This is a genomic window from Enterobacter sp. DNB-S2 (assembly GCF_019443845.1).
GTDB lineage: Bacteria > Pseudomonadota > Gammaproteobacteria > Enterobacterales > Enterobacteriaceae > Enterobacter > Enterobacter asburiae_B.
In genome coordinates, this window is record NZ_CP050520.1 from 3,190,889 (window position 1) to 3,217,844 (window position 26,956).

The following is a 26,956-nucleotide window of genomic DNA, read 5'->3' on the forward strand; positions in this document are numbered from 1 at the left end:
GTTTTAATCGCGGATGAGAATATACTCACAAATGAGTAATAAGTGATCTGCTACAGATCACATTAAAACCAGTAACTTAACATTCATTGATCTGGATTAATTTTTTGTTGCGCATCCAAAAGCGATAAGTTGTTTCCATGTCAATTTTTGGCATTTCACGGTTACAAAATTTTCCCTTTTCCCCCTCTTGCTCTTCCTCTGACGGCTGGATAATTTATCGCTCTCACAAGTTGATTTGATGCGTTCTTCTTTTGCAGGTGTGCCATGAGTGATATCAACCCGTGCATGACGTGCGGAGCCTGTTGTGCGTATTTTCGAGTCTCTTTCTACTGGGCCGAAGCCAGCGATGGCGGCGGTACCGTTCCGGTTCATCTCACAGAGCCGCTAACGCCTTTTCTGCGCTGCATGAGCGGCACCAACCAAAAGCAGGCCCGCTGCGTAGCGCTACAGGGTGAGCCAGGGGTCTCTACCCGATGTTCCATTTATGAGGATCGGCCCAGCCCGTGCCGGGAATTTGCCATGTCGGGGGAAGATGGGCAGGTCAACGAAGCCTGTAATCGCGCCCGGGCGCGCGTTGGATTACCGCCGCTTTACAAAGATATGCTTTTCCATACAAGCCTTGATGCTGCCACAGCAGGTGCATCCGGTGTACAATTGCCGGCTAATTAACACCTGCAATACTCAAGGAGAGTGCATGTCTATCACGGCGAAGTCTGTCTACCGTGACACGGGAAACTTTTTCCGCAATCAGTTCATAACCTTTTTACTGATCGCGTTGCTATGTGCCTTTATCACGGTGGTGCTGGGCCATGCCTTCTCACCGAGTGAAGAACAGATTGCCAGCCTGAGCCAGGGCGACCATCTTGCCGGAAGCGTGGGGCTGTTTGAACTGGTGCAAAACATGACGCCGGAGCAGCAGCAAATTCTGCTGCGGGCGTCTGCCGCGTCCACGTTCTCGGGCCTGATCGGTAATGCGGTTCTGGCGGGCGGCGTTTTGCTGATGATTCAGCTGGTCTCGGCGGGTCACCGGGTCAGCGCCTTACGGGCGATTGGTGCGAGTGCGCCAGTCTTACCTAAGCTGTTTATTCTGATCTTTTTAACCACCATGCTGGTGCAAATGGGGATTATGCTGGTCGTGGTGCCGGGCGTATTACTGGCTATCGTGCTCTCATTTGCGCCTGTGATGGTGGTGCAGGATAAAATGGGGATTTTTACCGCGATGCGCAGCAGCATCAGACTGGCATGGGCTAATATGCGTCTGGTGGCTCCCGCCGTGATCGGCTGGCTGCTCGCCAAAACGCTCCTGCTGTTGTTTGCACCGAATTTTGCGGTATTAACGCCGAACGTTGGCGCGGTAGTGGCGAATACGCTGAGCAATCTGATTTCAGCGGTACTGCTGGTCTATCTGTTCCGCCTGTATATGTTAATTCGTCAGTAATCCTGAGGCGGGTAGCATCGCTGCCTCCCGCCCCGCTCAGAAGATGGAATCACAGAATGAAGCAGTTTCTTGATTTTTTACCGCTCGTGGTCTTTTTTGCTTTTTATAAGCTGTACGATATTTATGCCGCGACTACTGCGCTGATCGTTGCGACCGCTGTTGTACTCATCTACAGCTGGGTGCGCTATCGCAAAGTCGAAAAGATGGCGCTGATAACGTTCGTCCTGGTCGCCGTATTCGGCGGGCTTACTCTGTTCTTCCACAATGATGAATTTATTAAGTGGAAAGTGACCGTTATTTACGCGCTGTTTGCGGGCGCATTGTTAATTAGCCAGTGGGTCATGAAAAAGCCGCTGATCCAGCGCATGCTGGGCAAAGAGCTGACGCTGCCTCAGGAAGTCTGGTCCCGTCTGAATATCGCCTGGGCGGTCTTCTTTATTCTCTGTGGTCTCGCCAACATCTATATCGCCTTCTGGCTGCCGCAGAATATCTGGGTCAACTTTAAGGTCTTCGGCCTGACCGCGCTGACGCTTATCTTCACGCTGTTAAGCGGCGTATACATCTATCGCCACATGCCGCAGGACGACAAGCACTGATTAATGACTGACCAGAACGTCTACGACAGGCGTTCTGGTCTATTCTCTCCGCTGTGAAATCATAGTAGCATCCCGCCTGAAGTCTTCCGTTACGAGTTAAAACAATGACAACAACTAACGCCCCGCAGGGCGAACTGGTTTTACGCACACTGGCAATGCCCGCTGACACCAATGCCAATGGCGATATTTTTGGCGGCTGGCTGATGTCGCAGATGGATATGGGCGGCGCAATTCTGGCTAAAGAGATTGCCCACGGGCGCGTGGTGACTGTGCGAGTGGACGGCATGACCTTCCTGCGCCCGGTTGCGGTGGGAGACGTGGTTTGCTGCTACGCGCGCTGCGTCAAACGCGGCAACACCTCTATTTCAATCAACATCGAAGTGTGGGTTAAGAAAGTCTCTTCTGAACCCATTGGACAGCGTTATAAGGCCACTGAAGCGCTGTTTATTTATGTTGCAGTGGATAGCGAGGGAAAACCTCGTCAACTTCCGCAGGCCTGATCGACAGGCAAAAAAAAGCCTCCATCAGGAGGCTTTTTTTATTCCATCTGCGCCCCGCCGTTCAGGCGGAAAACAATATTCACGATCAGTCCATTGCCCGGTTTCCCGGCCTCATAGCGCCATCTGCGCATCGCCGATTTCACTTCGCGCTCAAACATATTGGAAGGCTGAGCGGACAATATTTCCACGTTATCCACGCGGCCATCGGCAGTGACGTCAAATTTCACCCGTACGCGGCCTTCAATACGTAAGGCCTGCGCTCGCGCCGGATACTGAGGCTGGTTGCGACTCAGCGCGCGCGGGCCCGCAGGAACACTGACTGTCGGCTTAGGCGCTGTCGCGGTGTTATTCATCACCGGACGCGAAGGCGCCGCATTCTCCACCGCCTGGGTCGCGCGCGGTTCAACCGGACGTTCCTCGCGTTTCGGACGCTCCTCGACCTTCTTCACCGGTTTTGGCTTCGGCTTAGGTTTTGGCTTCGGTTCAGGCTTGTGGATCACCACCGGCGCTTCCTTCGGTGGCGGCGGAACAGGCTCGGGCTCTGGCTCAGGTTCAGCCACCGGCTGCGGTGGCGGAGGTGCAGCCTGCGGCGGTTCGAGATCCGCTGGCGATACCATCGTCACCGAAATCGGCTGCGCGGGCGCGGGCATTTCAATAACCTGATGAACCGAGGTATACAGCAACCCCGCCACAACAGCACCGTGAATCACGACAGAAAGCAGCGTCGGCCAGGGGAAGCGGCGAGGTAAATCAAGGGTCATCGAAGTCATAATCATCAACGTTAAAAAACCGAACACTGATTTTAAATGCAAATAGCAATCATATTCAATAAGACACTTTGTTCTGGCGCAACTTTAGCGCATGAGAGGCCAAAAAAGGCGCATTCAGATCAGGGTATTAACATTGTTTTTATTTTACATTGCAGTCGTTTGCCCTTTCACATAACGTAACTGACACTTTTACCGGTTAAGGAGCTTCGCCGTGTTTTACGTGATTTACTCTGAAGATGTTGCTGATTCGCTCGAAAAACGCCAGGCTGTGCGCCCTGCGCATCTGGCACGTTTGCAGCTGCTCCAGGATGAAGGCCGTTTACTGACCGCCGGCCCAATGCCCGCAGTAGACAGCAACGATCCGGGCGCCGCCGGTTTTGCCGGTTCCACCGTGATCGCTGAGTTTGAATCTCAGGAAAGCGCTCAGGCATGGGCTGACGCAGATCCGTATGTTGCCGCAGGTGTGTATGCGAAAGTGACGGTTCGACCGTATAAGAAAGTGTTCTGAAACCAAAGCGGCTCCGAAAGGAGCCTTTTTTATGGTGGAAGTTACGCGTCTCTGCGCCGGGTAAACTGCTGCTCCGTTATAAGGGTTCCCCACTGATCGCCCTCCCACTCTTTAACGAGCGTAAATCCAAACGATTCGTATAAACGTCGTGCGGCGGTCAGCTTATTGAATGTCCAGAGATGCACGGCAGAGAAACCTACGCTGTCGCAAAAGCGCATCGCTTCGGTCAGCAGTTTTTTCCCCACCCCGTGTCCCCGGCAGCCATCGTCGAGAATAAACCAGCGCAGATGGGCTTCACCCGGGGCTAAATCCTCGCCATCTATCGCCACTGACCCCACTATCCTGCTGTTCATCACCGCCAGCCAGATCTGGTTGCATGGCTTATCCAGGCGGTCACTAAATTCTGCAACCCCTGCGGCCACTTTGGCCTCAAAAAAACGGCCAAAATGATGCTCGCGCGCGTAATAGACCCCGTGCATCTCCGCGACACGGCCAATCATGCCGGGAATATATCCCTGCACTATCGTGAGCTCGTCGGGGCGCGTGTCGCTGCCCGTCTCACGGCACGCCAGCAGCGCGTTGGCATAAAGGGAAAGTCCCTGAGAAATGGTCTGCTGCTGCGCAGGAGCCAGACTCTTTATTGCTGAGACCACGCGCTCATTGCTAAAGGTATTAATTTTACTGACCGTCTCATGACCTTTCGCGGTCAGCCTGAGACTCTTCGCTCTCGCATCTTCAGGTGAAGTAACTTCCTCGAGTTCGCCCGCGGCAATCAGGCGAGCCAGCATCCGGCTGACGCTGGATTTATCCAGGCCCAGCAGCTGCACCAGCTGACTCGCCGTCATCTCTTTGCGTAGGGCTATTTCGACCAGGGTATGGACGGCCGAAGGTGAGTAATTCGTTGAGGCCAGGGTCGAGGCCATAAAACCTAACTCTCGCACCATAAGGCGCGAGGAACGTCGAATAACACTGACTACCGGGGTTTCGCTGTGCATGTTGTGCCCTCATCATTAAGTTGCACTATACAACTAATGGATGAGGGGTTGTCAAACATAATAAACAAGGCTCCCTCAGGAGCTTTTCAAAACGATTCAAGGCATTGAAATAAAAGGATTTGTTTCAGAGCGCGTCCACAGATTGACCACATCGATACAAGAAGCCCCGTTAATGCGGGGCTTTGCTTATCATTTGTACAATGTCAAACTGACACATGATATCCTACATTACTTAGCATCAGTAAACGAACTATGACAGATTTACTCCTAAACTATGCAGCGATATTCTTACGGGTAGGAAAAGGTCAGTTTCTCTCCTGAGGTTGCACATTATTACTAAGTACATGACTAACATAGACTTTAGTAAAATAATAATTCCAATGAGGCTATCTGATATGTTTGAAAAATTAATACAAGAACTTAAATGCATGAATGAGATGTCTGTTTCTGTCGGAATAGAAACTGATGAAAATGGCTACATAGACAAGCAATGCCCTAACGAAAACTGTGAGTTTGTTTTTAAAGTTAATAAAGAGGACTGGGCTAATATTTTTAAAGATGAATCTGTTTGGTGCCCACTTTGTAGACATGAAGCACCTTCCGACCAGTGGTTTACATTACAACAAATCGAACACGCCCAATCCGAAGCGTTAGCTATTGTTGAAGGTAAAATTGATAATTCTCTTCGCGAGGGGGCTAACCAGTTTAACCAACGCCAACGAAAAAACAGCTTCATTTCACTGTCAATGAAAGTGTCTGGAAGCCCGAAAAGGACGTTCACTATCCCCGCTAAGGCTGCCGATTTAATGCAACTTGAGATCCAGTGCGAAGCATGTAATTCACGATTTGCTGTTATTGGTAGCGCCTATTTTTGCCCCGCTTGCGGTCACAATTCAGTAACACGGACATTCCGAGATTCCTTACGTAAGATTCATGCAAAAAAAAATAGTATTGATGTTGTTAGGCGAGCTGTAATTGAATCAAGTGGGAAAGATGAGGCTGAACTTATGTGCAGATCACTTATTGAGACCTGCGTTAGCGATGGAGTAGTTGCTTTTCAAAAATATTGCGAAGGAATGTATGAGCAATTTGCAACCCCTCCCTTCAACGCGTTTCAACGTCTAGCACAATCCAATGAACTATGGAAAAACGTGTTTCAAAAAGGATTTGAAACTTGGTTATCTGAAAATGAGATCAAATGTCTTGGCATTCTCTACCAAAAACGCCATTTGCTCGCACATAACGAAGGGATCGTTGACACAAAATATATACACAAATCCGATGATGAAACTTATAAAGAAGGGCAACGAGTAGTTATATCATCGAAGGATATTGATTTTTTGGTGTATTGCTTGGAAAAATTGGCTGATGGAATAGAGTTTGAATGCCACAATTTAAAAAAGCGTGATGATTAGGATAAAGCCCCGCATTTGCGGGGCTTTCTTTTGGTCACTGCCAGTGCATTTGTTGCTGGCCGGATGATGTCGGGTGAGGTGCCGCTGGTACTACTACCCCCGGCGATACAATAAAGCGCTCGACCGTCTCAGTGGTCACAAATGTCGCGCTGCAGTTGATGTTTGTGCACTGGTGATACCGCTCTTTGGTCGTGTCAGTAAAATAGCGACTTGTGCGGGCGTGAGCGGCGAAATGGCATTTTGGACAGTGAAACATGGCGAGCACCTCATTTAATTTCCGACGCGCTAATTTTACGCAATTTATTCTTATACAACAAACACTTAAAAACAAATCACTGCGTTAATTCTTCGCTTTCATACTCCACATCCGAAACCTTAACCTCAAGCTCTAAGCCCGTCGTGTAGCCGCTCCCGTTGAGGTTATGCACCACCCGGCTGATTATCCACGCCTGCTCGTCTATGACGCGCTTAAAACCTTTCACCGCGACTGGCGTTTCAGGAAATAAATCGGCGCGGCCAATAGCCAGTGAGATTGAAAACTCCGCGACACCGCGCTGTAGCTTGTCCCACTTCGCCTGAGCGGCGCGCTTGGCCTGCGCCTTTGTCGCGTAGATGGTCGTAAGCTCCAGCACGTTGTCAGACTCACCGGCCATATACTCACCCTCGTGCGCTTCCTGCTCTTTTTTGGCTTTAGTCTTTGCCGGGGCATTGGTCGCTTTCGGGTGCTGCAGCGCGCGGAGGTGCTTCTCTTTGGGCTTACGTTTGAGCTTCACCTTTTGCTTTTGCGGCTTCGGGTCTTTGGTGTGCAGCCATTTTGCCGTCACGCCGGTGTAGGCTTCCCGGTCAGCAATGGCAAACTGATGACGATCGCCGCCCCCGCGCTCAAGCGTCATCTGCGGAATGGGCTTTCCGCTGGCCGTCTTACCGCTCCCCGCTTTCAGGAATAACAGTTTTCCCGCTTTTACCGAAACCGACGCCCCGTTCCGTTCAGCCAGGCGGGACAGAAACACCGAGTCGGATTCCTGCGACTGGTCAATGTGAGGCACGGCGACGGCTTTCAGCGTGTCGGCCACGCTGGCCGTCAGTTTATTGCGTGCCGCAATCGTCTCGACAATTTGCCCGAGCGTGGTGTCATGCCATGACTGCTCCCGGCGCGAGTTCAGCGTACCGCGAAAATCGGCGCTTCGCCCCCGGATGGTCAGCGTATCAGGCGCGCCCCTGTGCTCGATTTCGTCGACCGTGAACGTCCCTTTTTTTATCAGCGCGGATCCCTGCCAGCCTAACCACAGCGTCAACGTTGCGCCGCGCGGTGGCAAAGCTATCTGGCCGTCAGTGTCATCGAGCTCGATATCGAGCTGGTCGGCCTCGAATCCGCGATTGTCGGTCATGGTCAGGCTGATAAGGCGGTCGCTAAAATCCTGGGTGATATCGTCGTTATCCAGCTTGAGCATAAACGCCGGGGCAATCTTCGCCCCGGCCTGAATATCCATTCCTGTAATCATCCTGCCAGCCCTCCCAGCCAGTCACCGGCAGACGTGACCAGATTGTCGGCCTGCGTTTTCAGGTCGCCATAAATGGCCGCCAGCGATTTATCGACCCGCTTAAGCGAAAGGCTAAACTCGATTTTTCTCGCCGCTCCGTCGCTGAATAGCTCGGTGTGCGTGTGCGTCACTTTGTCAATGACATACATGCCGTGGATCATGCCCGTTCCGTCAATCAGCGGCCACGCGCGCCCCTCGTCCGCCATCAGCTCGATGGCGGTCAGTGACAGACGTCCGCCGGTAATTTCGGGATAGAGCACGCCCGACAGCGTGCGCGTGGTTTCCCCTTCCCCGAGATACTGGTAAGCCGGTGGCTTGCCGATACGATCGTTTGATGCCCAGCGGTAATCCTTCGAATACTGCATGGACTGATAGGGCAGCGTGCGGCGCTCAAACACAAACAAACCTAAAACCATTAACATGCTTTATCCCCCTCAGTCATGACGCATACTTGAGCGCTGACGCGCACGGTTTTCACGGTCGAGTTTATCGACAGCCTCACGCAGCTGACGGTCGAGGTCGCTGCCCGGCGCAATGCCACCATTCAGGTTGATGTTATATTCTGGCTTGCTCTGGTCTACGTAAGTCTTACCAGTGGGTGCCGTTACCGGCTGATATGCCTGATAACCGCCATATGCTGAGGTTGCCGGAATATAAGACCCATTTTGCGAGCCGGTGGCGGCGTTGGCTTTTGCGGCCTTCTGGTCAAGGTCGCTCGATTCTTTATTGATAACCCCGAGCTTTTCCAGCAGCCAGTTAACGCCAGTACGCAATGTATTAAAGCTTTTGAGCGGTAACATCAGCGCTTCGGCCAGTAACTTACCGAACATCACACCCGCATTTTTGCAACTGTCGAGCGTCTCCTGCGTCGACTTAACCGGTGCGATCAGGTCTTTGAACCACTGCCAGACTCCGCGTAATTTCTCCATGAAAGAATCAAACACCGGCGTGAGCGGTGCGAAAATTTCCGCCACCGGCGCAAAGGCCGCTTTAAGTCCCTCCACCATGCCGGAAAAGAATGCGCTGATGGGCTCCCAGTATTTGCGGATAAGCAGCGCACCGGCCACAAATGCCGCAACTACGGCCACAACAGGCCAAGTGATAGCCCCAAGCACAGAAACAATGGCCGTACCCATTGCAGCCAGATTTGTTCCAAGAAAACCGGCAGCGGCGATAATCGTGTTGATGCCCGTTACCACCGGCCACGCTATAAGACCAATGCCCCCGAGCACCCCAATCAGCGCAAGCCCACCGGCGACAAGGTTAAACAGGGTTTGCGTCAGTTCAGGGTTTGCTTTCGCCCACGCGGCCACCTTGCCAAGCCAGTCTGTCGCGGAAACCGTCAGGCGGCGCAGTGCAGAATCTTCTTTTTCGAAAACCTCAATCTGCAGGTCTTCCCATGCTGACTGCAGGTTTTTCAGATCGCCGTCGAGGTTATCCGTTTGTATTTTCGCAATGCGCTCGGTCGTGCCTTTTGAGTCGCGGATTTGCTGGCGCTTGTTATCGAGCGAGCCATCACCGGCAGCGGCGACGAGTTTAATCGCGCCTTTCATGGCTTCTTCACCGAAGATCACTTTCAGATATTCGCCCTGCTCCGCCGTGCCGAGCTTGTTTTTCGCAAAGGACTTATGAATATCTTTGAGGATTTTCTCGACCGGCAGCATGTTCCCTTTGCCGTCGCGGGTTTTCACGCCCAGCTCAGAAATTGCCTCTACGGCTTTCCCCATTGGCGCTTGCAGGCGGTTGAAAATGGCACTCGCACCCGTACCGGCCATCGAGCCTTTAATCCCGTTATCCGCCAGAATGCCGAGCATCGCGGTCGTGTCTTCAATGCTCGCCCCTGCGGCCTCTGCGATGGGCGCGACATACTTCATCGCCTCGCCCAGCTCGACAAGGCCGGTATTTGATGACGTGAAACCTTTCGTCATCACATCAGCGACGCGCTCAATCTCAGTGGTTGGCAGGTTAAATGCCGACTGCATATTAGTGATAATGTCGGCGGCTTCTGCGATATCCACGTCGGCCGCTAGGCTCAGGTTTACGGTCGAGCCGGTCGCGGCCAGCACGTCATCGGCGTTATATCCCGAGCGTGCGAGCGTGGTCTGCGTGCGCGCCACATCACCCGGTGAAAAGGCCGTAGTCGCGCCGATATCGCGCGCCTGTTGACGAATGGCCGCGAGCTTATCGTCGCCCTTATCGAGCCCGAGGATCGCCTGTGTGCCTGACATCTGCTTATCAAAACCGATGCCCGGCGCAATAAAGCGTGACGCACCATAAAGCCCGGCGGTAGCCACCCCGACACCCACCATCCCGGCATTACGCGCACCGGCGGCGAGCTGTTGCCCGGATTCATACCGGCTTTTTACCGCGCTGAGTCTGGCCTGTTGCTGACTGACGCGCGCCAGTGCATCACGTTGCCGGTTAAGCTGCGCGGTGGTCTCGCTGATGCTGGTTTTCAGACGGCGCTCGTCTGCCGACAGGGTGCGGGTATTAATACCGGCCTGCGCGAGCTCGGTGCGCTGTCGCTGTACCGACTGCCTGAGGCTGTTGTATTTGAGCTGCAGGTCAGCGGCGGATTTCTTTGCCGCCTCCATCGCGCGCGCCTGCGCGGTTGTGGGGTTCTGCGTGTTTTTAAACTGGACGGCCAGCGCTGCGGCTTCCTGTTTAGCCTTGTTAAGCGACTGGCCGGTCACGGCAAGCTGTGCGCTCGCTTTCCTGAATCCGTCAATTCGGGACGCCTGCGCATTCAGATCGCGCAGGCTGTTTTGAGAAGTGCGGATATCGCCAGCAAGGGATTTACTGGCAGTCTGGATAGCTTTGAGCGGTCGGCTTGCCCGGTCTACTGCGTTAAGCAGCACCTCAAGTCTGACGTTATTGCTCATGGTGGTTTCCGCTTCGCTGCAGCGCCTTATCGCGCCATGTGATGAGCTCGGTCACGCTCAGGGAATAAAGCTCTGATGGCGGCCAGTGAAAAATCACCGCGATATCCGCCATCAGGTCATCGATTGAAAGGTTATCGGGGAATGTCAGCGAGCCGAAGATGGTGACAAAAAACCAACCACCTTACCGGCGAACAAAATCAGGTCTGACGCTTCCAGACGCATGACCTCATGCTCGGTGAGTGCCGGGTACGTCATACGCGGCAGCACCTTAATCAGCGCATCGACGTCAGAGTTTGCCAGCGAGGCCAGACTCACGCCGCGCAGAGTACCGGCGTTGGGTCTGGTCACGGTGACCTGTTCGATTTTTTGCTCACCGCGCATGATGGGATTATCGAGGATCACAATGTTTGGGTTTTCGGTTCCGGTGGTGGCGGTTTCGTTGATGTTTTCCATGATGTCGCTCTCTTTGAATGTGAGTAAGTGGCCGGCCAGCCTGGCTGACCGGTTAACGGGTTACAGGCCAATCGCCCGGCGGTGCTCAGCGAGACGGTCGACGCCGTCGACTTTCATCACCATGTTGACGACGTCAATCTCGATGACCTCCTTGCCGTCAATCGTGAGCTGGTAATACGAGCACTCGGTCGAGATTTTGGTCGTGCCGCTTTCGCCCTGTTTGTTCTCGCCGCCGTCGTACTCCTTGTGACGGCCACGCATGACCACCTCAACGGCGGAAATTGTGCCAGTGTCATCGCGCTGGAATGAGCCGGTGAAGCGTAGCGGCACGCTGTCGGCACCCGGTGACGCGTACTGCGCCCACAGCGCGACGTCAGGCAGACCGCCCAGCGTCCACTCAAGCGACAGCGCGTCGTCGTCGAGGCCGAGGTCAACCGACACCGAGCCCGGCATCCCGCCGCCGCGATATTTCTCCAGCTTGCGGGTCAGCTTTGGCAGGGTGACGGATTCAACGACGCCCATGTAGCTGAGACCGTCGTTAAACATGTTCAGGTATTTCAGTTTGCGAGGTAACGCCATGCTCTGGGCTCCTTAGCTGTTGACCGAGTCTGACAGGTCTGCCAGATAGGTATCGGTGATGCGCTGGCGCAGGGTCAGGTTTTCCAGCGGCGGGACGGGGGTGTAGTCGTAATCGATATACAGCTTCCCGGCTTTGAGGGTTTCCACGCTGTTTGACTCCGGGTCGTACCAGCAGGAGCCGTCAACGATATAGCCGTTATTTTTCAGCTCGCGGAATTTGGCATTGATACCGGCGACGATGTCGCGGATAAGCGTTGCGGAAACGGGCTTATCCATCGCCCACGCGTGCGCCTCAGCCATCGTGTCGGCCAGCACCTGCGCCGTGCGGGTGTAGTTTTCAAAAACGAATAACGGATCGTCCGAGCAGGTGCGGTTACCCCAAAACTTAAAGCCGTCGTTGCGGATGAGCGTTGTCACTCCGGCTTGATTAAGCAGGTTGGCGTCGGTGGCCTGCTCCTGCAAATCCCATGAGACCGAGGCACTGACGCCGGTGACGCCATTCACGCCGACGTTGGACAGCGTTTTGTGCCAGCCGATAGTCTGGTCGATTCTGGCACGCAGGCCGAGCGCGCGGGCGGTCGCCCATGCAATATCGGTTTCGTTCGCCGTGGTGTCCCATGCCAGAAAATCAGGGTGAATGACCATCAGCTCGCGCTGGCTGAAATTCTCACGGTATTTGATGGCGTCGGAAATGGTCTTGCAGCCCCACGCGCTCACGTAGCCAAACGCGCGCAAGCTCTGGCAGGTCGACGCGAGCGCGGTCGCCACTTCCTGCGTATCCAGTCCCGGCACGCCGAGAATGCGCGGCTTAACGCCGGTGACGGTTTTCGCCGTTAACAGCGCTTTCAGCCCGGTGTATTTGCCGTTTTCGTCGGTCGTGCCGATGATGTTGGAAATGGTTTCTTTCTGCGCCGCTTCCGGGTCTGACGGGTCGTCGGTACCTTCGGGAACGCGCACCACCACAATGACCGGCTTGCACTGGTCGGCGATGGCCTGCAGGGATTTTGACAGCGTGCCTTTTTTACCGGCTTTACCGATAGCCGTTTGCACGCTGGTAATCAGCACCGGCTCGTTAAGGGGAAACGTCTTGTCGTCAGCATCGCTGGCCGTGCAGACCATGCCGATGATGGCCGTCGAGACGGTGGAAATGGTGCGCGTGCCATCATTAATCTCGATGACCTCGACGCCGTGATGATAGTCGCCCATCTGTTTAACTCCGTGGTTAAGGGGTGCGACTATTTTCTGTTGTGTGTCGCGCAGGCGCGATGCAATGCCGTTGGTGGAGGGATAACACAACATACAAAAAAGCCCTCCGGGTGGAGGGCTTCGTTTATTCTGGTTTTTCCGGCCACTCAATATCCGGCGCCGTAGATGTGTCGATCGCGTTCAGCGCCTGAATGTATTTCATCCACGCAATCAGGCTGGCCTTGTCATCGTCTCTGATGATGCCGAGCTGCAGCTCAGTCTGCCACAGGCTGATAGCGCTTTGCGCCTCTGACAGCAGCGCGGATTTTTTCTGTTCAGCCTCCTTAACCTGACCGTTTTTCTGCGCGTCCTTATCCGTGACCCATTCGCCACCGTTCCAGCGGTCATAGGGGGTCGACGGTGCAATCGTAGTTACGCCGACGGCATAGTCACCGGGCGCGGTAATGTTGGCCGGCTGACCGGTTTCCGTGTCATAAACCGTCTCACCGCGATGGTCTGCGACATACTCCCACCCGTCAAGACTGGCCGCGCGACACACCGCGAAACCTTCTTTTTCTTCGACCGGTGCATCGGTGCAGGAATTAGCAGGAATCCCCACGCCCAGCGCCAGAAACTCGACAGAGGACGTCAGATATTCGCGGGTTTCACCGTCATAGTTATAAACCGTCATATCACCGGCTTTTGTGGTAATGCCCTGTTTGTTAAGTGTCGCTTTTGCCATTATGCCGCCCTCACGATGTAGTTAAATGCAATGTTGCGTGGGCGAGCGCCGAATGATGACCGTTGACCACCAATTGAAGATATCAGCCCTGCGGTATTTATGTGTGACCATGACGGGCTGTTGTCGACAACGCTGTCGAAATCACTCAATGGGATATATGCGGTCCCATCTGAATGACCCCCGATGAACATCCCAACTCCAGAGCCGACCTGAGCGGATAATAGCGCTCGTCCATTATCTATCCCGCGCCCGTCATCCCACCCTCGCAAAAACTCACTGCGCAAGTCAGGCAATTTACCGGATGGATAAGCGACAGCCAGCTTTGGATATTTCACCTTGTCAAAAACCGCGCCGTTGCATTTAAGCCAGCCCTCCGGCGGAGTTGCCTGTGGCCACGGCAGCGGAAAACCGACCGGAATATATTTATCAATATCCGCCGTTTTGAGGTATTGCGTGTGCGGGTCTGCAGCGGCGAGGTGTGCGGCCAGCAGATTATCGGCATAGGCTTTCACCTCGATAACCTTATCCTCGACATACTGGCGCGTTGCCAGCACCACCGACGGGTCGATTTTCAGGGTAATGGCCGACGTGCTCGACACAATCAGAATCATGCGAATGGTCTGCGTGCGGCCGCTTCCCTCCTGCAGCTGCGGCTTGTAGGTCTCCGGGCAGTTTGCCACGGCAATCAGAATCCCCTCATCGTCGTAGAGACCAATCTCGCGTATCCAGAAACCGCCCTCATTCTCGGGAATAATCTGTTCCGCGATAATCTGGCTGGTATTGGCCGGGTCAACGGTCAGCAGGTTTATCGGTGCGATGCGCTTCTGGTTAATGAGCTTCGTCTGCGCCGGGTCAGGGGTCGGCAGCGTACCATTCGCATCGCCGACGGCCATCTGCGTCAGGTTTAGTCTGGTACCGAGTGCCGCCGCGTTCGCCAGCCGCGCCGCGCCCTGATTGGTCAGAATGGCAAGATATTTTGCGGTCATGCGTTTACTCTCAGGTTATCAATCAAATGGATGGCCGAGGCCGGGTAATATTCACCGCCGACGACAATTTCCTCGGGGGTGTAGGGGTAAATGGTGAGCGCGTCGCCGTCGTAGCATCCCGCGCCGACATACAGCTCACCGGTCGCACTCAGGCTGATAGCAAGCCCGGTCAGGTGGCGGCTTGCCGGTTTGGCGTCTTCAATCAGGCGCTCGAGCTCCTGATACATTTCGTCAGTGATGCCGCTGTCGAGCACGCCGACAACGAGGCGGAAAGTGCCTGGCGCCTCGTCGAGCTGCCACCACTCGCGCACCTCAATCAGAAAGCCGAGCGGCTCAACCACCCGACGCAATGCGCTGATGGTGCCTTTGTGCTGATGGACGAAAAACGAGGACGCACAGACGCTGCGCTTTGTCGCCTCCGGCCACTTCTCGTCCCACCGGTCGACCGACAGCGCCCACGCCAGATACGGCAGCAGGTTTACCGGGCAGGTGCGCCAGTTCCACAGGGTGCGCAGCGGTACCGGCACGCGCTGAATTTCAGAGAGCGCGGCACCGGCGGCGACCTCCAGCGGCGATGAGCCAACGGGTAACAGCCGGTCACTCATCCGAGCCCCCGATGGTTATCTGGTACTCGGTACAGTTCGACGCCTGCGATTTACTCAGCACAATGTCGGCCTGCGGTGATGCCAGCTCGACACGCTGCACCCCCTCAACGTGCATCGCCGCATAAATGGCTGACAGGCGGATATCACGCCCGAGGCGGTGCTGCGCGCTGATATAGCTCTGAAGCCTCTGCTCCGATGCCTGCCTGATGGGCTCAGACTCGGGGCCGGGGTAAACGTAGATCGTCGCGTCAATCTGGTACGGTACAATCTCCGCCGACTGGACGGTCACCCGGTCAGCCACCGGTCGCACATCTTCGGCGTTCAGTGCTTTTTCAACGATTGCCAGTAATTCAGGGCTCGCGGTGCCGTCACCCTCACGGGATAACACGGAAATCGTCACGCAGGCGGGCGACGGGCTTTCGACCGACACGTCGGCGACCCGTCCGTCAGCGCTTCGACCGTGATACTCATAGGCGCCAACCGGACCCGCCACGCTTAATCCTTCAAAAGCTTGTTGTGTGCGCAGTCGCAGGTCAGCATCTGATTCCATAAAGGCAGGCGTTGGCGGTATGGTGGTGTCATCTGCAGGGGTAATGGTCAGGCGTACGGTATTATTGTTCCCGGCCACGACGTCGAGGTCGTGACCGGTTGAATAGGCCAGCGTTACCGCCTGCGCGGCTTCGTTCACACGCTGACGCCAGATAACTTCACGGTAGGCGTTTTCCTGCAGCAGCTTCACAATCGGCTCTGACTCAAGTGCCAGCGTCCGGGCGATAGCCTCCTGCTGATTTTCGGGATAAAGCGAAATTAGCGTCGCAATGCGTTCGGCAAGAATGGTTTCAAAGTCCAGTTCTTCCACCACATCGGGAACGGGTAACTGATTCAGGTCAACGGTTGCCATAGTGATTAGCTCAGTGGAATGGTGATGGAAAATGGCTGGCCGCCGGTCGAGCGGTTGCCGGTGATGTCGACATACAGCCCGCCGTCGGTCTCCGACCGTTCAAAGGTAATGGTCGAGAGGTCTACGCGTGGCTCCCACTTCTGGATCGCGGAATAGCACGCGGCCATAATCTGCAGGCGCAGCGCCGGTGTCTGCGGCTGGTCAATCATCTGCGACAGGAGCGAGCCGTATTCACGGCGCATAACGCGCGAGCCAACCGGCGTGACCAGAATGTCGCGCACGCTTTGCCGGATATGCTCAACCTCAGAGATACTGAGGCCGGTCTGGCTGTTCATTCCCAGATAACGCACCGTCATTTGATGCCCTCCGTCCAGCTTCCGCCCCGTTCGACGCCGCCGTGGTCGTGGTTATCCACCTGCACGCCGTTTGATTTCAGTGTCCCGCCGGTGTGCTCGATGTCGCCGGTCATCTTCCCGCCTTTCAGCACTTCGAGCGTGCCGGTCGTCAGTTTGTTGGTGCAAACCACCTCCGGCGTATCGAGCGTGATACTGGTCGAGGCTTTCACCAGCACCAGCGGCACGGTGGCCGTAATGGAATCCGACGCGGTGACGTCTGCGGTTTTGATGCCTGACACGGTGAGCGCGCCGCTTTCAGGTTCGTATTCGATAACCGCCCCGTCAGGAAAGGAAACATGAAGCGCATCAGGGGAGGCAGACGGCGCGGGATTGTCATCCGAGAAAATACCGGGCAGCACAAACGCTGTATCGAGCTCGCCGCCGATCGCCAGTAAAAGCACCTGCTCGCCAACGGACGGAGCCCACCATACGCGCGAGCGACCGGCGCGACAGGTAAGCCAGTTCAGCCAGGTGGTTTCCATGCCGCCGGTCTGGACACGACAAAGCCCCTTTTCTACGTCGACTTCGCTAATAATCCCTGTCCGGATTAGATTACGCACAATTCGCAAGATGTCATTGAGTTCAGTTTTCATTCGAGCATAATGTAATGCTCTAACAATGATTTAAACTTACTGTCGTTTTGTCATTCTCTAAACAACGTAACGGGCAATTTTCAATGACAACCAAATTTTTTGAAACCCCACGAATTCAGCAAATGATACGTGAATACATTCTCGCAGTTGATTCAACAGATGCACCAAGTGACTTCGATAGAGATAGGAATGCTCTAATTAAGGAGTCCCTAAATATGTTCTTAAAAGAACCAGACCGATGGGATTCTGAAGCATCTTTTAATATTAAAAACATTGGTGATGTAATTTCTAACGAACTAGAAGACAGAATACTTTCACCTCAAACACTAAATATTATGTTCACCTCCTGCTTCAGAATTATTGTTGAACCCAGCATATTTACTGGAATGAGTGAAAGCCCATTTAGCACCATAAAAGAAATTAAAGACTTTGGCATTTATAGATATAACGAATTCGATGACAGAAGCAAAGGGCAACTCGATTATGCACTAAGAGAAATGCCAATAAAAATTGTTAAAAATGCATTCAGCGACACAGATATAAGTACCTATGATCAATTCATTAAAAATTTCAAATCAGCGCAAGAATTCGCAAGGGATTGGGAGGGATATATAGAGGAGAAAAACAAACAAATAAAGGACATTAAATCAACTCTTGAGGGATATGAGAGCGCTTTCAATTTTGTAGGTTTATATGAAGGTTTTAGTTCATTAGGCAAGCAAAAGAGTAAAGAGATCTTCTGGTCAAGATTATTGCTACTCGCACTTGCAGTTGCAATCCCCTGCCCATTACTCATCGAAATTTTTTCAACAATAAAGACCAACGCCGACACAAGTTTAATCGACAAACTTATTTCCTTCATTCCATTTTTCTCTCTCACCTTCATTTTTATTTATTATTTCAGGGTTGCCTTAACAAATCACACCTCACTGAAAGCACAGACACTACAGATTGACCTCAGAAAAAGTCTTTGCCAGTTTATCCAAAGTTATGCGGATTACTCAAAAAAAATAAAAGACTCCAATGGGAATTCTCTTGCAAAATTTGAAGATGTTATATTCTCTAACATTATGCCGAGCCAAGAGAAAATACCGTCAACATTTGATGGAGTAGAACAAATTGCATCACTAATTGCAGCAGTAAAACCAAAGTAAGACAAAGTAAGACAATAAGACTTGGTGGGGCACCCCACCAAGTAAGTCACTGAATTTTTAGATGTTTAACAACTAACATTTCAATAAGATGTTTCTCCGTTTGACTAATTCCAAGCAACTGGCGCTCTGCGTACTGCACGTTACGGCTGTGCGGGTTTGGGCGGTCTTTTAGCCCGTACTGGTGTATCTGCGCTATACGCTGTACTTTGCCGGTAAATTCCACCACCGCGCTGTTTTCACGTCCAGTGGCTTTCATGTAGCGGCTTGTACGGAGTTTCTGGAACATTGCCCGTTTAATCCTCCCGCTCTTAGCCCTTAAAGGCTGACGCTTTCGCGCCTGATACGGTGAGCCGTTCGGGGCTTTTTGCAGCTTGATACGTTGCTGTTGCGACTTGCGCAGCTCCTTTGCTATCTCTCCGGCCAGCTTACGGCGTGCAGCCGGTGACAGGGAAGCAATCAGACCATTGAGCCGGTCGTCAAAAGGCTTAAATTCACTCATCCCATTTACTCGCCAGCTCCCCATCAAGATAGAGCTCTTTTGGTGGGGTTACGGGCACCGGCAGCGGCGGCTCAGGGGCATAGCTCACGTGCAGCGCGCCGTTTTCCTCTTTGATGATAGTGCGCTCGGTGAGCTGCAGGCTGATGCTGATATCGACGCTGTCCCCGTCGTTTAAATCCATCTGGAAACGGTAGCCCTTTTTGCGGCCGTCATCGAGCGTGCAGATATCCGGCTGGTTTTCCCTGAGCCATGCGGCGACCGGCACGAAAATCAGGTCAGGGTCGCCCACAAAGTCACACACGATCACATTCAGGGTGTAAATTTTCTCATGCGACAGCGAGGCCGCGAGACGCGCATCGATATTCCCCTCATCGACAAAGATGCGCATCATTTCGGGGTTTGTTTCAAGCTGCGGTACGGCTTTAATCAGCGCTTCGCGCAGGCTGCTTGCTTTCTTCATCGAGTTTGTCCTGACAGTCTTTGACGGTTTCAACCTGCAGCGCGCAGGCGGCGAGCGCGTGCTCAAGCCTGCGAATATCGGCGCTCAGGTCGCCGTTAGTGGCCGGGTCACTTCCCGGCATCGGGCAATAGCTCACCTTCGGGCAGGCGCTGTAAACAATGACCGGCGGAGGCGCAGGCGGCGCGGGTGTGCAGCCGACGCACAACATCAGGCAGCTCAGCGCTGTACCAGCGGCGTAACGTTTCATTCTCATTTATCAGCCTCGTAATGGTTTGTTCACGCCGCACGGCCATTGCACCGGCGGCAAGCAGTTCGCCGCGTAAACTGACCTGTGCGGTTTCATTTCGCCTGGCAATTCCCTGCGAAACGGAAAGCTGATTTTTCAGCATTCCGATCGTGGTTTTTTGCTCCGTGGCGACCCTGTTCGCCCGTTCAAACGAGCGCGTCAGGTTGCCGTTTTCATGACGCTGCCAGAGCACAACCGCAATAAGCGCGGCCAGTAAAAACAACATCACTTTCATTGAATCCCCCTCAGGCAGTAAGCACGCTCGCGCGCGCGACGATTTTCCAGTCCTTTGTTAATTTCGCCATTCACGTAAACCCAGCGGGGGAGCTGGTCGCACACCTGCCACCATTGATGACGCTTGATATAGGCGACCATCGTCGACCGGCAGGCCGCACCGGTTCCCACGTTGAATGAGAAGCTGACCAGCGCGTCGTAAATGTGCTGCGGCATTTCCACCGGCACGCAGACTGCGAGACGCTTCTCGACGTTCATCACATCCGCGACAAGGTTCGCCGCCGCCTGTCGCTCGGTGATTTCCCCTTTCGGCACGACGCCTGCAGTGTGGCCGATGCCTGACGTCCACACTCCCGCGCTGCACTGGTAAGGCGTCAGGCGACAGCCTTCGAGGTCGGCAATCAGCGCCAGCCCCCCGGGCGAGGTGTTAAGCAGACGAAAGTCAGGCATCAGCGCTGCCAGCGCCAGCACGGCGGCCACACTGCATTTTTTAACGATTGATTTCACGAATAGCCCCTTTATCGAGTCCGAGCGATGTCAGATAGAGGTACGTCTTGCGCTTAAACCAGTAGTTCGTCAGCGCGGTAAAAATGGCGCATCCGCCGCCCACGTAAAGCGCCATCTTTTCGGGGGACATTGCCCCGACATAAGCCAGCCCCACGGCCAGCCAGTAGGCGATAAACGTGGTGATTTTTTCCATACTCAGTCCCATAGATTCAACGTTTCGGTTCTGGCCGCGCTCTCGGTCTCGGGCAGCTCAATTGCCGTGCCGTGCGGGAGGATGACGCCGAGCTCAGACAGGCCGGGATTTGCCTCTAAGACGGTTTCGACCACGCCCTCAGTGCGCCCGTAGTACCGGGCGCAAATCGCGTCGAGGGTGTCGCCCTGCAGCGCATACGCTTTCATCAGATTTGCCCCACAATGCAGCGCGCTTTGTCCTGGATGCGCGCCACAGACCAGCGCATATCCCGCCACATTTCATCGATAGTGCTGTCGATGCTGTCGGCCTTTTTGTCGCCTTTGGCGGTCGCATCCACGCCGCGAAAACGCTCATAAAGCGTTGCAGTCGTCATAGAGCACACGGCGTTGAAGTAGTGGAAAACGCGCACGCTCTCGCCGTCGAGCTTGTCGGTCGGGACATCCGCCAGCGTGGCGTAACCGGCATCGAGCTGAATTTCGCGCCAGTCGCTCAGCTCCGCGTTTGTCTCCGCGATCGCGGTCTTAATCGCCCGGCGCAGGCGCACGGGGGAAACGGTCTGCTCCAGTCGCATTTCTTCCCGCACGCGCTTCGGATCAACGTCAGGAAAAAACGGGGTGTTTTTGATTACCGGCTCGCTCACGCCCGGTGGCGGTATCACCACGCCCGGCACATCCTGCGGCTCTTTTTTTGGCTCAATAATCAGCGTCGTCATGACAACCTCGGGTAATGGGTGGGCGGTGGACGCCGGTCGCAGTCAGGGCAATTGATACCCGCATTGACCGGCGTGCCGCCCGGCTCGGGGAGCGCTCGGTTAACCAGCGGCTTTTGCCGCCTTTGGTGGACGCCCGCGCCGTGCCGCCGTTTTAGCGGCAGGTTTGCGCGTGCGTGGTTGAGTCGTTTTGGTTTTCGGTGCCGGTTCCGGTTTTGGCCTGAGCTGGCGCTCTAGCTGCTCAATGTCTTTTCGAACGCCGATAGTGCTTTCTAACTGGATCGCACGCTGCAGGTGCGCCAGCGCCTCCGGCAGTTGCTCCACATCACGCAGCACGTAGCCGGTGATTTTGTGCAGCTTCGCGCGCACGATGTCGGGCATATCCGCGCGCTCGGTCAGCGCGAGGGTATCGAGCAGGTTCGACAGTTCGACCGGCTGTTTCGCACCACGCAGGCGTTGCGCGGCCAGTGCCACCTCTTCGGCCAGAAGGTAAGGCGTCGGACGTCGACCGGTCGGCATGGTCAGGCCGTAGGTCATGGCATAACGGGCAATTTCCAGCGCCCCGGCGATATCGTCAGCATCGAGACGCCAGAGCATCACCGTCATGACGATGTCATCCTGCGCGCCTTTGCCGTTTTCGAGGACGCCAGCGACCCACGGCAGGTAGAACGGCAGCAGCTCGCGCTTTTTGTCTGCCTTGCGCTCATTGGATCGGATTTGTTTCAGAGTGCGGTTGTCTGCGGCCAGCTTAACGAGCATCTGCTCATAGGCAGTTGCATTGCGCAGCGGGACGGCAGCCCGCTGCGCTGTTTCAGAGGCCGAGACCCGCATCATGTGACGCGCTGCGGGACTCGTCATGGCTTACTCTCCGCTTTCCGGTGCTGCAGGCGCGGAAGCGCTTTCCGGCGCTGCCGGTGGGGTAAAGTCACCGAGCTTGATATTTTCAATCAGGCAACCGGCGGCGTAAGCCTCGACCACATAGTCAATATTCATTGACTCGTAGTTTTCTACGCGGTCTTTTTTCGGTTCTTCAATGATGGCGCGACGGTGCGCGTCATCCATGAAGTAAATCGACAGGTTGTCGAGACGCGTCACCATCAGCCCATCAGCCGGGAAGTAAGGCACGCGCACGGCTGGCAGGTTGCCGATTCGCTTCTGGCTGATGATGATGTCAGCGGCCAGCGATTCGGTGTTTGCCTGCTCCTGATTGACGATAGGGAAATACTTATCCGCCATCAGCTTACGCCCGGTGATGACGACGAGCTCCGGGTCATCCTGATAAATCTCGTCAATCAGGTTACTGGTGGCATCCATGACCAGCGCGTCGAGGTTCGCATAGTCGCCGTTTTTACCCACGCGGATCACGTCGGAAATGACTGTGCCGTCCTCGTCGGTGACTTTCGACATCACGCGCGCTGGCGCTTCATTGCGGTACTTCTGCAGCCAGCCGACGGCCACATCCTGCAGCAGCGGATTGTTTTTGCGGTTCGAGGTTTCCGCTCGGGTAGTACCGTTGAAACCGGCCATGATGAAATCGAGGGACTGACGTTTGATGATGGCGTCACGGATACGGGTCTGGAAGTCCTGGAATCGCGCCCACAGGTCGAGCTGTTTGTAGCGGATATGGAAGTCGAAGTTAATCTGGGCGCACTCGTACTTATTCGACTCCAGCGCGGTAAAGTCAGCAGTCTTACGCTCATCATCACCGGTGGTGTCGGTAGTGCTCGCAATTGTGCCGTTAACGCCGACGCCGACTTTTTCGCCTTTCAGCTCGTCGACCGGCACGATGTTGATTTTGGTCAGAAACGCGGATGACATCTGTAGGGTGGTCATCAGGGTTTGCGTGACCGACGGCTCGACGGTGAATTTCTTCGCCACATCATCGGTGGAAACGCCGTTCAGCTCCGCGACGCGGGACAGGTAGGCATTAAATTTGAAGCGGGTATCTTTACGCATGGTTTTTCCTGTTCGGGTAAAAGGGTTCAGGCCGGGCAGCACGCCCGGCGCGTTATCAGCAGTTGGTCAGCAGCTCGTCGCCCGTACCGCCTTTTGAAAGCTCGCGGCGCGGCTGGCTCTGGCTTTCGGTGTTATCGAGGGAGCTTTTCAGGGAGGTAAACGCCTGCGCGTTTTCATCGACTTTGCTGGTCACGTCCTGCTTAAGCTGTGCAAAAGCGGTCTCCAGCTCGGTGACGCGCTGGTCGGTAGCGTTGAGATTGGTTTGCACCTGCTCGGTGACGGTGGTCACCGCCTCATGCACATCAGCGAAACGGGCATCATCGCTGGCCTGCTTACGGCCAAAAATGGCTTTAACCTTATCGGTCAGGCTGTTGAGCATGGTGTCGGGGACGTCCTCAAACTCCAGCTCAGCGAGTGACGCAACAGAGAAGAGATCGCCCGGCTTGTCTTTTTTACCGGCGAGCGGGTTCTGCGCGGCGCGGCTGCAGAATTCGAGGTATTCCGTGCCGAGACTTGCCGGGTCATCGGTGACGGCCAGGCCAACGAGGTAACACTTGCCGCTGTTGGCAAAGTTCGGGCGGATCTCCATGGAGGTGTAAACCTTCTGCCCGGCCTTAACCATGCTGACCAGCTCGTCGAGCGGCTGGATTTTGCCGTACAGCGCTTTTTTGCCATCGAGTGCAGAGCCATCGCTGATAATCTCCGCCTTAAGCTCGGTCACATCGCCATAGCGTTTAAACGGACTGTCAGGCATCAGCCCCCGGATATGTTCGAGGTTAATGCGGCAGCCGTAGACGCGCGGGTCGAACGTGTCGGCCATATCCTGAATATCATCGCCGCTGATGACGCGGCCATCGCAGGTGTCACCTTCGACGCCGATGCGAAACCATTTAGAAACTTTCTTTGCCATTGTTCAGGTGTCCTGATGTTGGGTTTTCGGGTCGGGTTTAGTTTCCCGACTCTGACCCGTATCAGCCACCGCTTGCGCTCCTGTTAGATCTGATACAACAGGCACTTAGCGCGAATAACACCCCATTTCCTTAGCCTTGCCACGTAATACCAAAAACGAGGCAAGCATGACCATTTCAACTGACCTTTCACTGCTCAATGACCCGCGACGACAGGCGCGCCTGTTGTACTGGCAGGGGTTCGCCGTCCCGCAAATCTGCGACATGCTGCAGCTCAAGCGCCCGACCGTGCAGAGCTGGAAACAGCGCGATGGATGGGAGGAAACCGCCCCGATTAACCGCGTGGAATCGACGTTAGAGGCGCGGCTTATCCAGCTCTACGCAAAGCCAGACCTGACCGCGCATGACTTCAAAGTCGCTGATTTTCTGTCGCGCCAGATGGAGCGGCTCGCGCGCGTTAACCGCTACGGCCAGACCGGAAACGAGGTGGATTTAAACCCCAATATCGCCAGCCGCAACAAAGGCGATCGCAAAAAGCCGAAACGTAATTATTTCAGCGAGGAGGCAATCGAAAAGCTGGAAGAGATTTTCTTCGACCAGTCGTTTGACTATCAGCTCCGCTGGCATAAAGCGGGGTTAGAGCACCGCATCCGCCACATCCTGAAATCGCGACAGATTGGCGCGACGTTCTACTTTGCGCGCGAGTCACTTCTGCGCGCGCTCAGGACCGGGCAAAACCAGATATTTTTGTCGGCCAGTAAAACGCAGGCTTACGTGTTCCGTAAGTACATCATCGCCTTTGCCCGTCTGGTTGACGTCGACCTGTCAGGCGACCCGATCGTCATCGGCAACAATGGCGCTGAGCTGATTTTTCTCGGGACCAATTCCAACACCGCGCAGAGCCACAACGGCGACCTGTACGTCGATGAAATTTTCTGGATCCCCAATTTCCAGAAGCTGCGCAAAGTCGCCTCGGGCATGGCCTCGCAGTCACACCTGCGCACCACCTATTTTTCGACCCCGTCGACGCTGGCGCACGGCGCATATCCGTTCTGGTCAGGCGAGCTGTTTAACCGTGGCCGCAGCAACCGCGACGAACGTGTCGACATCGACATCAGTCATCAGGCGCTTGCCGGTGGCATGTTATGCGGGGACGGCCAGTGGCGGCAGATTGTCACCATTGAGGACGCGCTCGCCGGTGGCTGTACCCTGTTTAACCTAGACCAGCTTAAGCAGGAAAACAGCGCGGATGACTTCCGCAACCTGTTTATGTGCGAGTTCGTCGACGATAAGGCGTCGGTATTCCCGTTCGAGGAGCTGCAGCGCTGCATGGTCGATGCGATGGAAGAATGGGAGGACTTCGAGCCGTTCGCCGACCGTCCGTTTAACTGGCGTCCTGTCTGGATTGGCTATGACCCGTCACACACCGGGGACAGCGCCGGGTGCGCGGTACTGGCTCCGCCGCTGGTTGCCGGTGGCAAGTTCCGCATCCTTGAGCGTCATCAGTGGAAAGGCATGGACTTTGCCGCACAGGCCGAAGCCATCCGGGCGCTGACCGAGAAATACACCGTTGACTATATCGGCATCGATGCGACCGGCATCGGCCAGGGTGTTTACCAGCTCGTGCGCTCATTCTTCCCCGCGGCGCGCGCCATCCGCTACACGCCGGAAATGAAAACCGCGATGGTGCTGAAAGCGAAAGACACCATCAGGCGCGGGTGTCTGGAATATGACGCCGGGGCGACCGACATTACGCAGTCATTTATGGCTATCCGCAAAACCATGACCAGCAGCGGCCGCAGCGCCACCTATGAAGCCAGCCGCAGCGAGGAAGCCAGCCACGCGGATATCGCGTGGGCGACCATGCACGCCCTGCTAAACGAGCCGCTTTCCGCCGGTAGCGGTATGCAATCAAGTTCCATTCTGGATATTAACTAAGATGAAAAAACGCCAAAAGAAACAGCCAAAACAGACCAGCATGACCGCCAGCGCGCCGCAGAAAATGGAGGCGTTCACCTTTGGTGAGCCGTCACCCGTTCTGGATCGCCGCGACATCCTCGACTATGTCGAATGCATCAATAACGGCAAATGGTACGAGCCGCCGGTAAACTTCTCAGGACTGGCAAAAAGCCTGCGCGCCGCCGTGCACCACAGCTCCCCTATTTACGTCAAGCGCAACATTCTGACCAGTACCTTTATCCCGCACCCGTTGCTGTCTCGTCAGGACTTCAGCCGCCTTGTGCTTGATTATCTGGTGTTTGCAAACGGCTATCTCGAAAAGCGCATGAGCGTGACCGGCCAGCTCATGAAGCTGGAAACCTCACCGGCCAAATACACCCGCCGTGGTGTTGAGGATGGGGTTTACTGGTACGTGTCGAGCTTTACCCACCCGCACCAGTTCGCCCCCGGTTCGGTGTTTCATCTGCTTGAGCCCGATATCAATCAGGAGCTCTACGGGATGCCGGAATACCTGAGCGCGCTCAATTCCGCCTGGCTGAATGAATCCGCCACGCTGTTTCGTCGCAAGTATTATCAGAACGGCGCGCACGCGGGTTACATCATGTACGTGACCGACGCGGCGCAAAGCAGCACCGACGTTGAGGCGCTGCGCTCCGCGATGCGCGACTCGAAAGGGCTCGGGAATTTCAAAAACCTGTTTTTCTACGCCCCGAACGGGAAACCGGATGGCATTAAGATCGTGCCGCTGAGTGAGGTCGCCACCAAGGATGATTTTTTTAACATCAAGAAGGTGAGCGCCGCTGACCTGCTCGATGCGCACCGCGTACCGTTCCAGCTCATGGGCGGCAAGCCTGAAAATATCGGCTCGATGGGGGATATTGAGAAGGTGGCGCGGGTGTTTGTGCGTAACGAGCTGACGCCGCTGCAGGAGCGGTTTAAAGAGATTAACGATTGGTTGGGATTTGAAGTGATAAAATTTAAGGTTTATAATTTAGAGTGACTTAAAA

General features: G+C 54.8%; 36 protein-coding genes. 9 read left to right on the forward strand and 27 right to left on the reverse strand.

What is annotated here, in order from left to right; all coding sequences use genetic code 11:
* The first annotated feature begins 264 nt into the window (after positions 1-264).
* From HB664_RS15180 to yciA, 4 genes are all read left to right on the forward strand, one after another.
* Positions 265-669: a YkgJ family cysteine cluster protein gene (locus HB664_RS15180; protein ID WP_021240310.1), complete on the forward strand. Its 405-nt coding sequence runs from the start codon at positions 265-267 to the stop codon at positions 667-669.
* 25 nt (positions 670-694) lie between these two features.
* A complete protein-coding gene (locus HB664_RS15185) occupies positions 695-1,438 on the forward strand; it encodes a YciC family protein (RefSeq protein ID WP_032656704.1) in 744 nt (247 codons plus the stop codon).
* Positions 1,439-1,494: 56 nt separating this feature from the next.
* Entirely contained in the window at positions 1,495-2,034 is a 540-nt protein-coding gene (locus HB664_RS15190; RefSeq protein ID WP_023312088.1) for a septation protein A, read from the forward strand.
* A gap of 104 nt (positions 2,035-2,138) precedes the next feature.
* Positions 2,139-2,534, forward strand: a complete 396-nt coding sequence (gene yciA / locus HB664_RS15195) for an acyl-CoA thioester hydrolase YciA (RefSeq protein ID WP_008502796.1) — start codon at positions 2,139-2,141, stop codon at positions 2,532-2,534.
* Positions 2,535-2,572: 38 nt separating this feature from the next.
* Here yciA and tonB read toward each other — a convergent pair whose 3' ends face one another.
* A complete protein-coding gene (gene tonB / locus HB664_RS15200; protein ID WP_219940835.1) occupies positions 2,573-3,295 on the reverse strand; it encodes a TonB system transport protein TonB in 723 nt (240 codons plus the stop codon).
* A gap of 220 nt (positions 3,296-3,515) precedes the next feature.
* Between tonB and HB664_RS15205 the strand changes: the two genes are divergently transcribed.
* A complete protein-coding gene (locus HB664_RS15205; RefSeq protein WP_029741731.1) occupies positions 3,516-3,812 on the forward strand; it encodes a YciI family protein in 297 nt (98 codons plus the stop codon).
* Between the two features lie 41 nt (positions 3,813-3,853).
* Here HB664_RS15205 and HB664_RS15210 read toward each other — a convergent pair whose 3' ends face one another.
* Positions 3,854-4,807, reverse strand: coding sequence for a helix-turn-helix domain-containing GNAT family N-acetyltransferase (locus HB664_RS15210; RefSeq protein ID WP_033145754.1), 954 nt, complete (start codon positions 4,805-4,807; stop codon positions 3,854-3,856).
* 395 nt (positions 4,808-5,202) lie between these two features.
* Between HB664_RS15210 and HB664_RS15215 the strand changes: the two genes are divergently transcribed.
* A complete protein-coding gene (locus tag HB664_RS15215; protein ID WP_219939734.1) occupies positions 5,203-6,222 on the forward strand; it encodes an NOB1 family endonuclease in 1,020 nt (339 codons plus the stop codon).
* A gap of 34 nt (positions 6,223-6,256) precedes the next feature.
* Here HB664_RS15215 and HB664_RS15220 read toward each other — a convergent pair whose 3' ends face one another.
* From HB664_RS15220 to HB664_RS15285, 14 genes are all read right to left on the reverse strand, one after another.
* Positions 6,257-6,478, reverse strand: a complete 222-nt coding sequence (locus HB664_RS15220; protein WP_032665565.1) for a DNA-binding transcriptional regulator — start codon at positions 6,476-6,478, stop codon at positions 6,257-6,259.
* Between the two features lie 76 nt (positions 6,479-6,554).
* A complete protein-coding gene (locus tag HB664_RS15225; protein WP_219939735.1) occupies positions 6,555-7,724 on the reverse strand; it encodes a phage late control D family protein in 1,170 nt (389 codons plus the stop codon).
* Positions 7,721-8,185 carry a phage tail protein gene (locus HB664_RS15230; RefSeq protein WP_023333118.1) on the reverse strand — a complete coding sequence of 155 codons (465 nt, stop codon included), beginning with the start codon at positions 8,183-8,185 and terminating at the stop codon, positions 7,721-7,723. Before HB664_RS15230 ends, HB664_RS15225 begins: the two co-directional genes overlap by 4 nt.
* 12 nt (positions 8,186-8,197) lie before the next feature.
* Positions 8,198-10,645, reverse strand: a complete 2,448-nt coding sequence (locus HB664_RS15235) for a phage tail tape measure protein (protein ID WP_219939736.1) — start codon at positions 10,643-10,645, stop codon at positions 8,198-8,200.
* Entirely contained in the window at positions 10,635-10,757 is a 123-nt protein-coding gene (locus tag HB664_RS15240) for a GpE family phage tail protein (protein WP_006175769.1), read from the reverse strand. The genes HB664_RS15235 and HB664_RS15240 overlap by 11 nt, the downstream gene beginning before the upstream one ends.
* A gap of 32 nt (positions 10,758-10,789) precedes the next feature.
* Positions 10,790-11,098: a phage tail assembly protein gene (locus HB664_RS15245; protein ID WP_219939737.1), complete on the reverse strand. Its 309-nt coding sequence runs from the start codon at positions 11,096-11,098 to the stop codon at positions 10,790-10,792.
* A gap of 60 nt (positions 11,099-11,158) precedes the next feature.
* Positions 11,159-11,677, reverse strand: coding sequence for a phage major tail tube protein (locus HB664_RS15250; protein WP_219939738.1), 519 nt, complete (start codon positions 11,675-11,677; stop codon positions 11,159-11,161).
* Positions 11,678-11,689: 12 nt separating this feature from the next.
* On the reverse strand, positions 11,690-12,883 hold the full coding sequence (locus tag HB664_RS15255) for a phage tail sheath protein (RefSeq protein ID WP_149367442.1): 1,194 nt from the start codon (positions 12,881-12,883) through the stop codon (positions 11,690-11,692).
* Positions 12,884-13,007: 124 nt separating this feature from the next.
* Positions 13,008-13,604, reverse strand: a complete 597-nt coding sequence (locus HB664_RS15260; RefSeq protein WP_032652197.1) for a tail fiber assembly protein — start codon at positions 13,602-13,604, stop codon at positions 13,008-13,010.
* Positions 13,604-14,590 carry a phage tail protein gene (locus HB664_RS15265; RefSeq protein ID WP_032652199.1) on the reverse strand — a complete coding sequence of 329 codons (987 nt, stop codon included), beginning with the start codon at positions 14,588-14,590 and terminating at the stop codon, positions 13,604-13,606. Before HB664_RS15265 ends, HB664_RS15260 begins: the two co-directional genes overlap by 1 nt.
* Entirely contained in the window at positions 14,587-15,195 is a 609-nt protein-coding gene (locus HB664_RS15270) for a phage tail protein I (protein ID WP_219939739.1), read from the reverse strand. Before HB664_RS15270 ends, HB664_RS15265 begins: the two co-directional genes overlap by 4 nt.
* The gene (locus tag HB664_RS15275; protein WP_219939740.1) at positions 15,188-16,096 is read right to left on the reverse strand and encodes a baseplate assembly protein; all 909 of its coding nucleotides are present in this window, start codon (positions 16,094-16,096) and stop codon (positions 15,188-15,190) included. The genes HB664_RS15270 and HB664_RS15275 overlap by 8 nt, the downstream gene beginning before the upstream one ends.
* Before the next feature lie 5 nt (positions 16,097-16,101).
* Complete coding sequence (locus HB664_RS15280; protein WP_219939741.1) at positions 16,102-16,452, reverse strand: GPW/gp25 family protein; 351 nt, start codon at positions 16,450-16,452, stop codon at positions 16,102-16,104.
* Positions 16,449-17,084 carry a phage baseplate assembly protein V gene (locus HB664_RS15285; protein WP_219939742.1) on the reverse strand — a complete coding sequence of 212 codons (636 nt, stop codon included), beginning with the start codon at positions 17,082-17,084 and terminating at the stop codon, positions 16,449-16,451. Before HB664_RS15285 ends, HB664_RS15280 begins: the two co-directional genes overlap by 4 nt.
* A gap of 83 nt (positions 17,085-17,167) precedes the next feature.
* Here HB664_RS15285 and HB664_RS15290 point away from each other — a divergent pair, with 83 nt between their 5' ends.
* Complete coding sequence (locus tag HB664_RS15290; protein ID WP_219939743.1) at positions 17,168-18,238, forward strand: hypothetical protein; 1,071 nt, start codon at positions 17,168-17,170, stop codon at positions 18,236-18,238.
* A gap of 46 nt (positions 18,239-18,284) precedes the next feature.
* On the opposite strand, the gene HB664_RS15295 is transcribed toward HB664_RS15290, so the two are convergent.
* From HB664_RS15295 to HB664_RS15340, 11 genes are all read right to left on the reverse strand, one after another.
* Complete coding sequence (locus HB664_RS15295) at positions 18,285-18,737, reverse strand: phage virion morphogenesis protein (RefSeq protein WP_219939744.1); 453 nt, start codon at positions 18,735-18,737, stop codon at positions 18,285-18,287.
* A complete protein-coding gene (locus tag HB664_RS15300) occupies positions 18,730-19,197 on the reverse strand; it encodes a phage tail protein (protein WP_219939745.1) in 468 nt (155 codons plus the stop codon). Before HB664_RS15300 ends, HB664_RS15295 begins: the two co-directional genes overlap by 8 nt.
* Positions 19,160-19,405, reverse strand: coding sequence for an Rz1-like lysis system protein LysC (gene lysC, locus HB664_RS15305; protein ID WP_258235802.1), 246 nt, complete (start codon positions 19,403-19,405; stop codon positions 19,160-19,162). The genes HB664_RS15300 and lysC overlap by 38 nt, the downstream gene beginning before the upstream one ends.
* Positions 19,305-19,718, reverse strand: coding sequence for an Rz-like lysis system protein LysB (lysB, locus tag HB664_RS22830; protein WP_258235803.1), 414 nt, complete (start codon positions 19,716-19,718; stop codon positions 19,305-19,307). Before lysB ends, lysC begins: the two co-directional genes overlap by 101 nt.
* Complete coding sequence (locus HB664_RS15310; protein ID WP_116339439.1) at positions 19,715-20,224, reverse strand: lysozyme; 510 nt, start codon at positions 20,222-20,224, stop codon at positions 19,715-19,717. Before HB664_RS15310 ends, lysB begins: the two co-directional genes overlap by 4 nt.
* Positions 20,208-20,429 carry a hypothetical protein gene (locus HB664_RS15315; RefSeq protein WP_001354073.1) on the reverse strand — a complete coding sequence of 74 codons (222 nt, stop codon included), beginning with the start codon at positions 20,427-20,429 and terminating at the stop codon, positions 20,208-20,210. Before HB664_RS15315 ends, HB664_RS15310 begins: the two co-directional genes overlap by 17 nt.
* Entirely contained in the window at positions 20,420-20,623 is a 204-nt protein-coding gene (locus HB664_RS15320) for a tail protein X (RefSeq protein ID WP_219939747.1), read from the reverse strand. The genes HB664_RS15315 and HB664_RS15320 overlap by 10 nt, the downstream gene beginning before the upstream one ends.
* On the reverse strand, positions 20,623-21,129 hold the full coding sequence (locus HB664_RS15325; RefSeq protein WP_048957951.1) for a head completion/stabilization protein: 507 nt from the start codon (positions 21,127-21,129) through the stop codon (positions 20,623-20,625). Before HB664_RS15325 ends, HB664_RS15320 begins: the two co-directional genes overlap by 1 nt.
* Before the next feature lie 99 nt (positions 21,130-21,228).
* Positions 21,229-21,984: a terminase endonuclease subunit gene (locus tag HB664_RS15330; protein WP_219939748.1), complete on the reverse strand. Its 756-nt coding sequence runs from the start codon at positions 21,982-21,984 to the stop codon at positions 21,229-21,231.
* A 3-nt stretch (positions 21,985-21,987) separates the two neighbouring features.
* Complete coding sequence (locus HB664_RS15335) at positions 21,988-23,082, reverse strand: phage major capsid protein, P2 family (protein ID WP_196352986.1); 1,095 nt, start codon at positions 23,080-23,082, stop codon at positions 21,988-21,990.
* 55 nt (positions 23,083-23,137) lie between these two features.
* Positions 23,138-23,992, reverse strand: coding sequence for a GPO family capsid scaffolding protein (locus tag HB664_RS15340; protein ID WP_219939749.1), 855 nt, complete (start codon positions 23,990-23,992; stop codon positions 23,138-23,140).
* 166 nt (positions 23,993-24,158) lie between these two features.
* On the opposite strand from HB664_RS15340, the gene HB664_RS15345 reads away from it, so the two are divergent.
* The gene (locus tag HB664_RS15345) at positions 24,159-25,928 is read left to right on the forward strand and encodes a terminase ATPase subunit family protein (RefSeq protein ID WP_219939750.1); all 1,770 of its coding nucleotides are present in this window, start codon (positions 24,159-24,161) and stop codon (positions 25,926-25,928) included.
* Position 25,929: 1 nt separating this feature from the next.
* The gene (locus HB664_RS15350) at positions 25,930-26,949 is read left to right on the forward strand and encodes a phage portal protein (RefSeq protein ID WP_219939751.1); all 1,020 of its coding nucleotides are present in this window, start codon (positions 25,930-25,932) and stop codon (positions 26,947-26,949) included.
* The last annotated feature ends 7 nt before the right edge of the window (positions 26,950-26,956 follow it).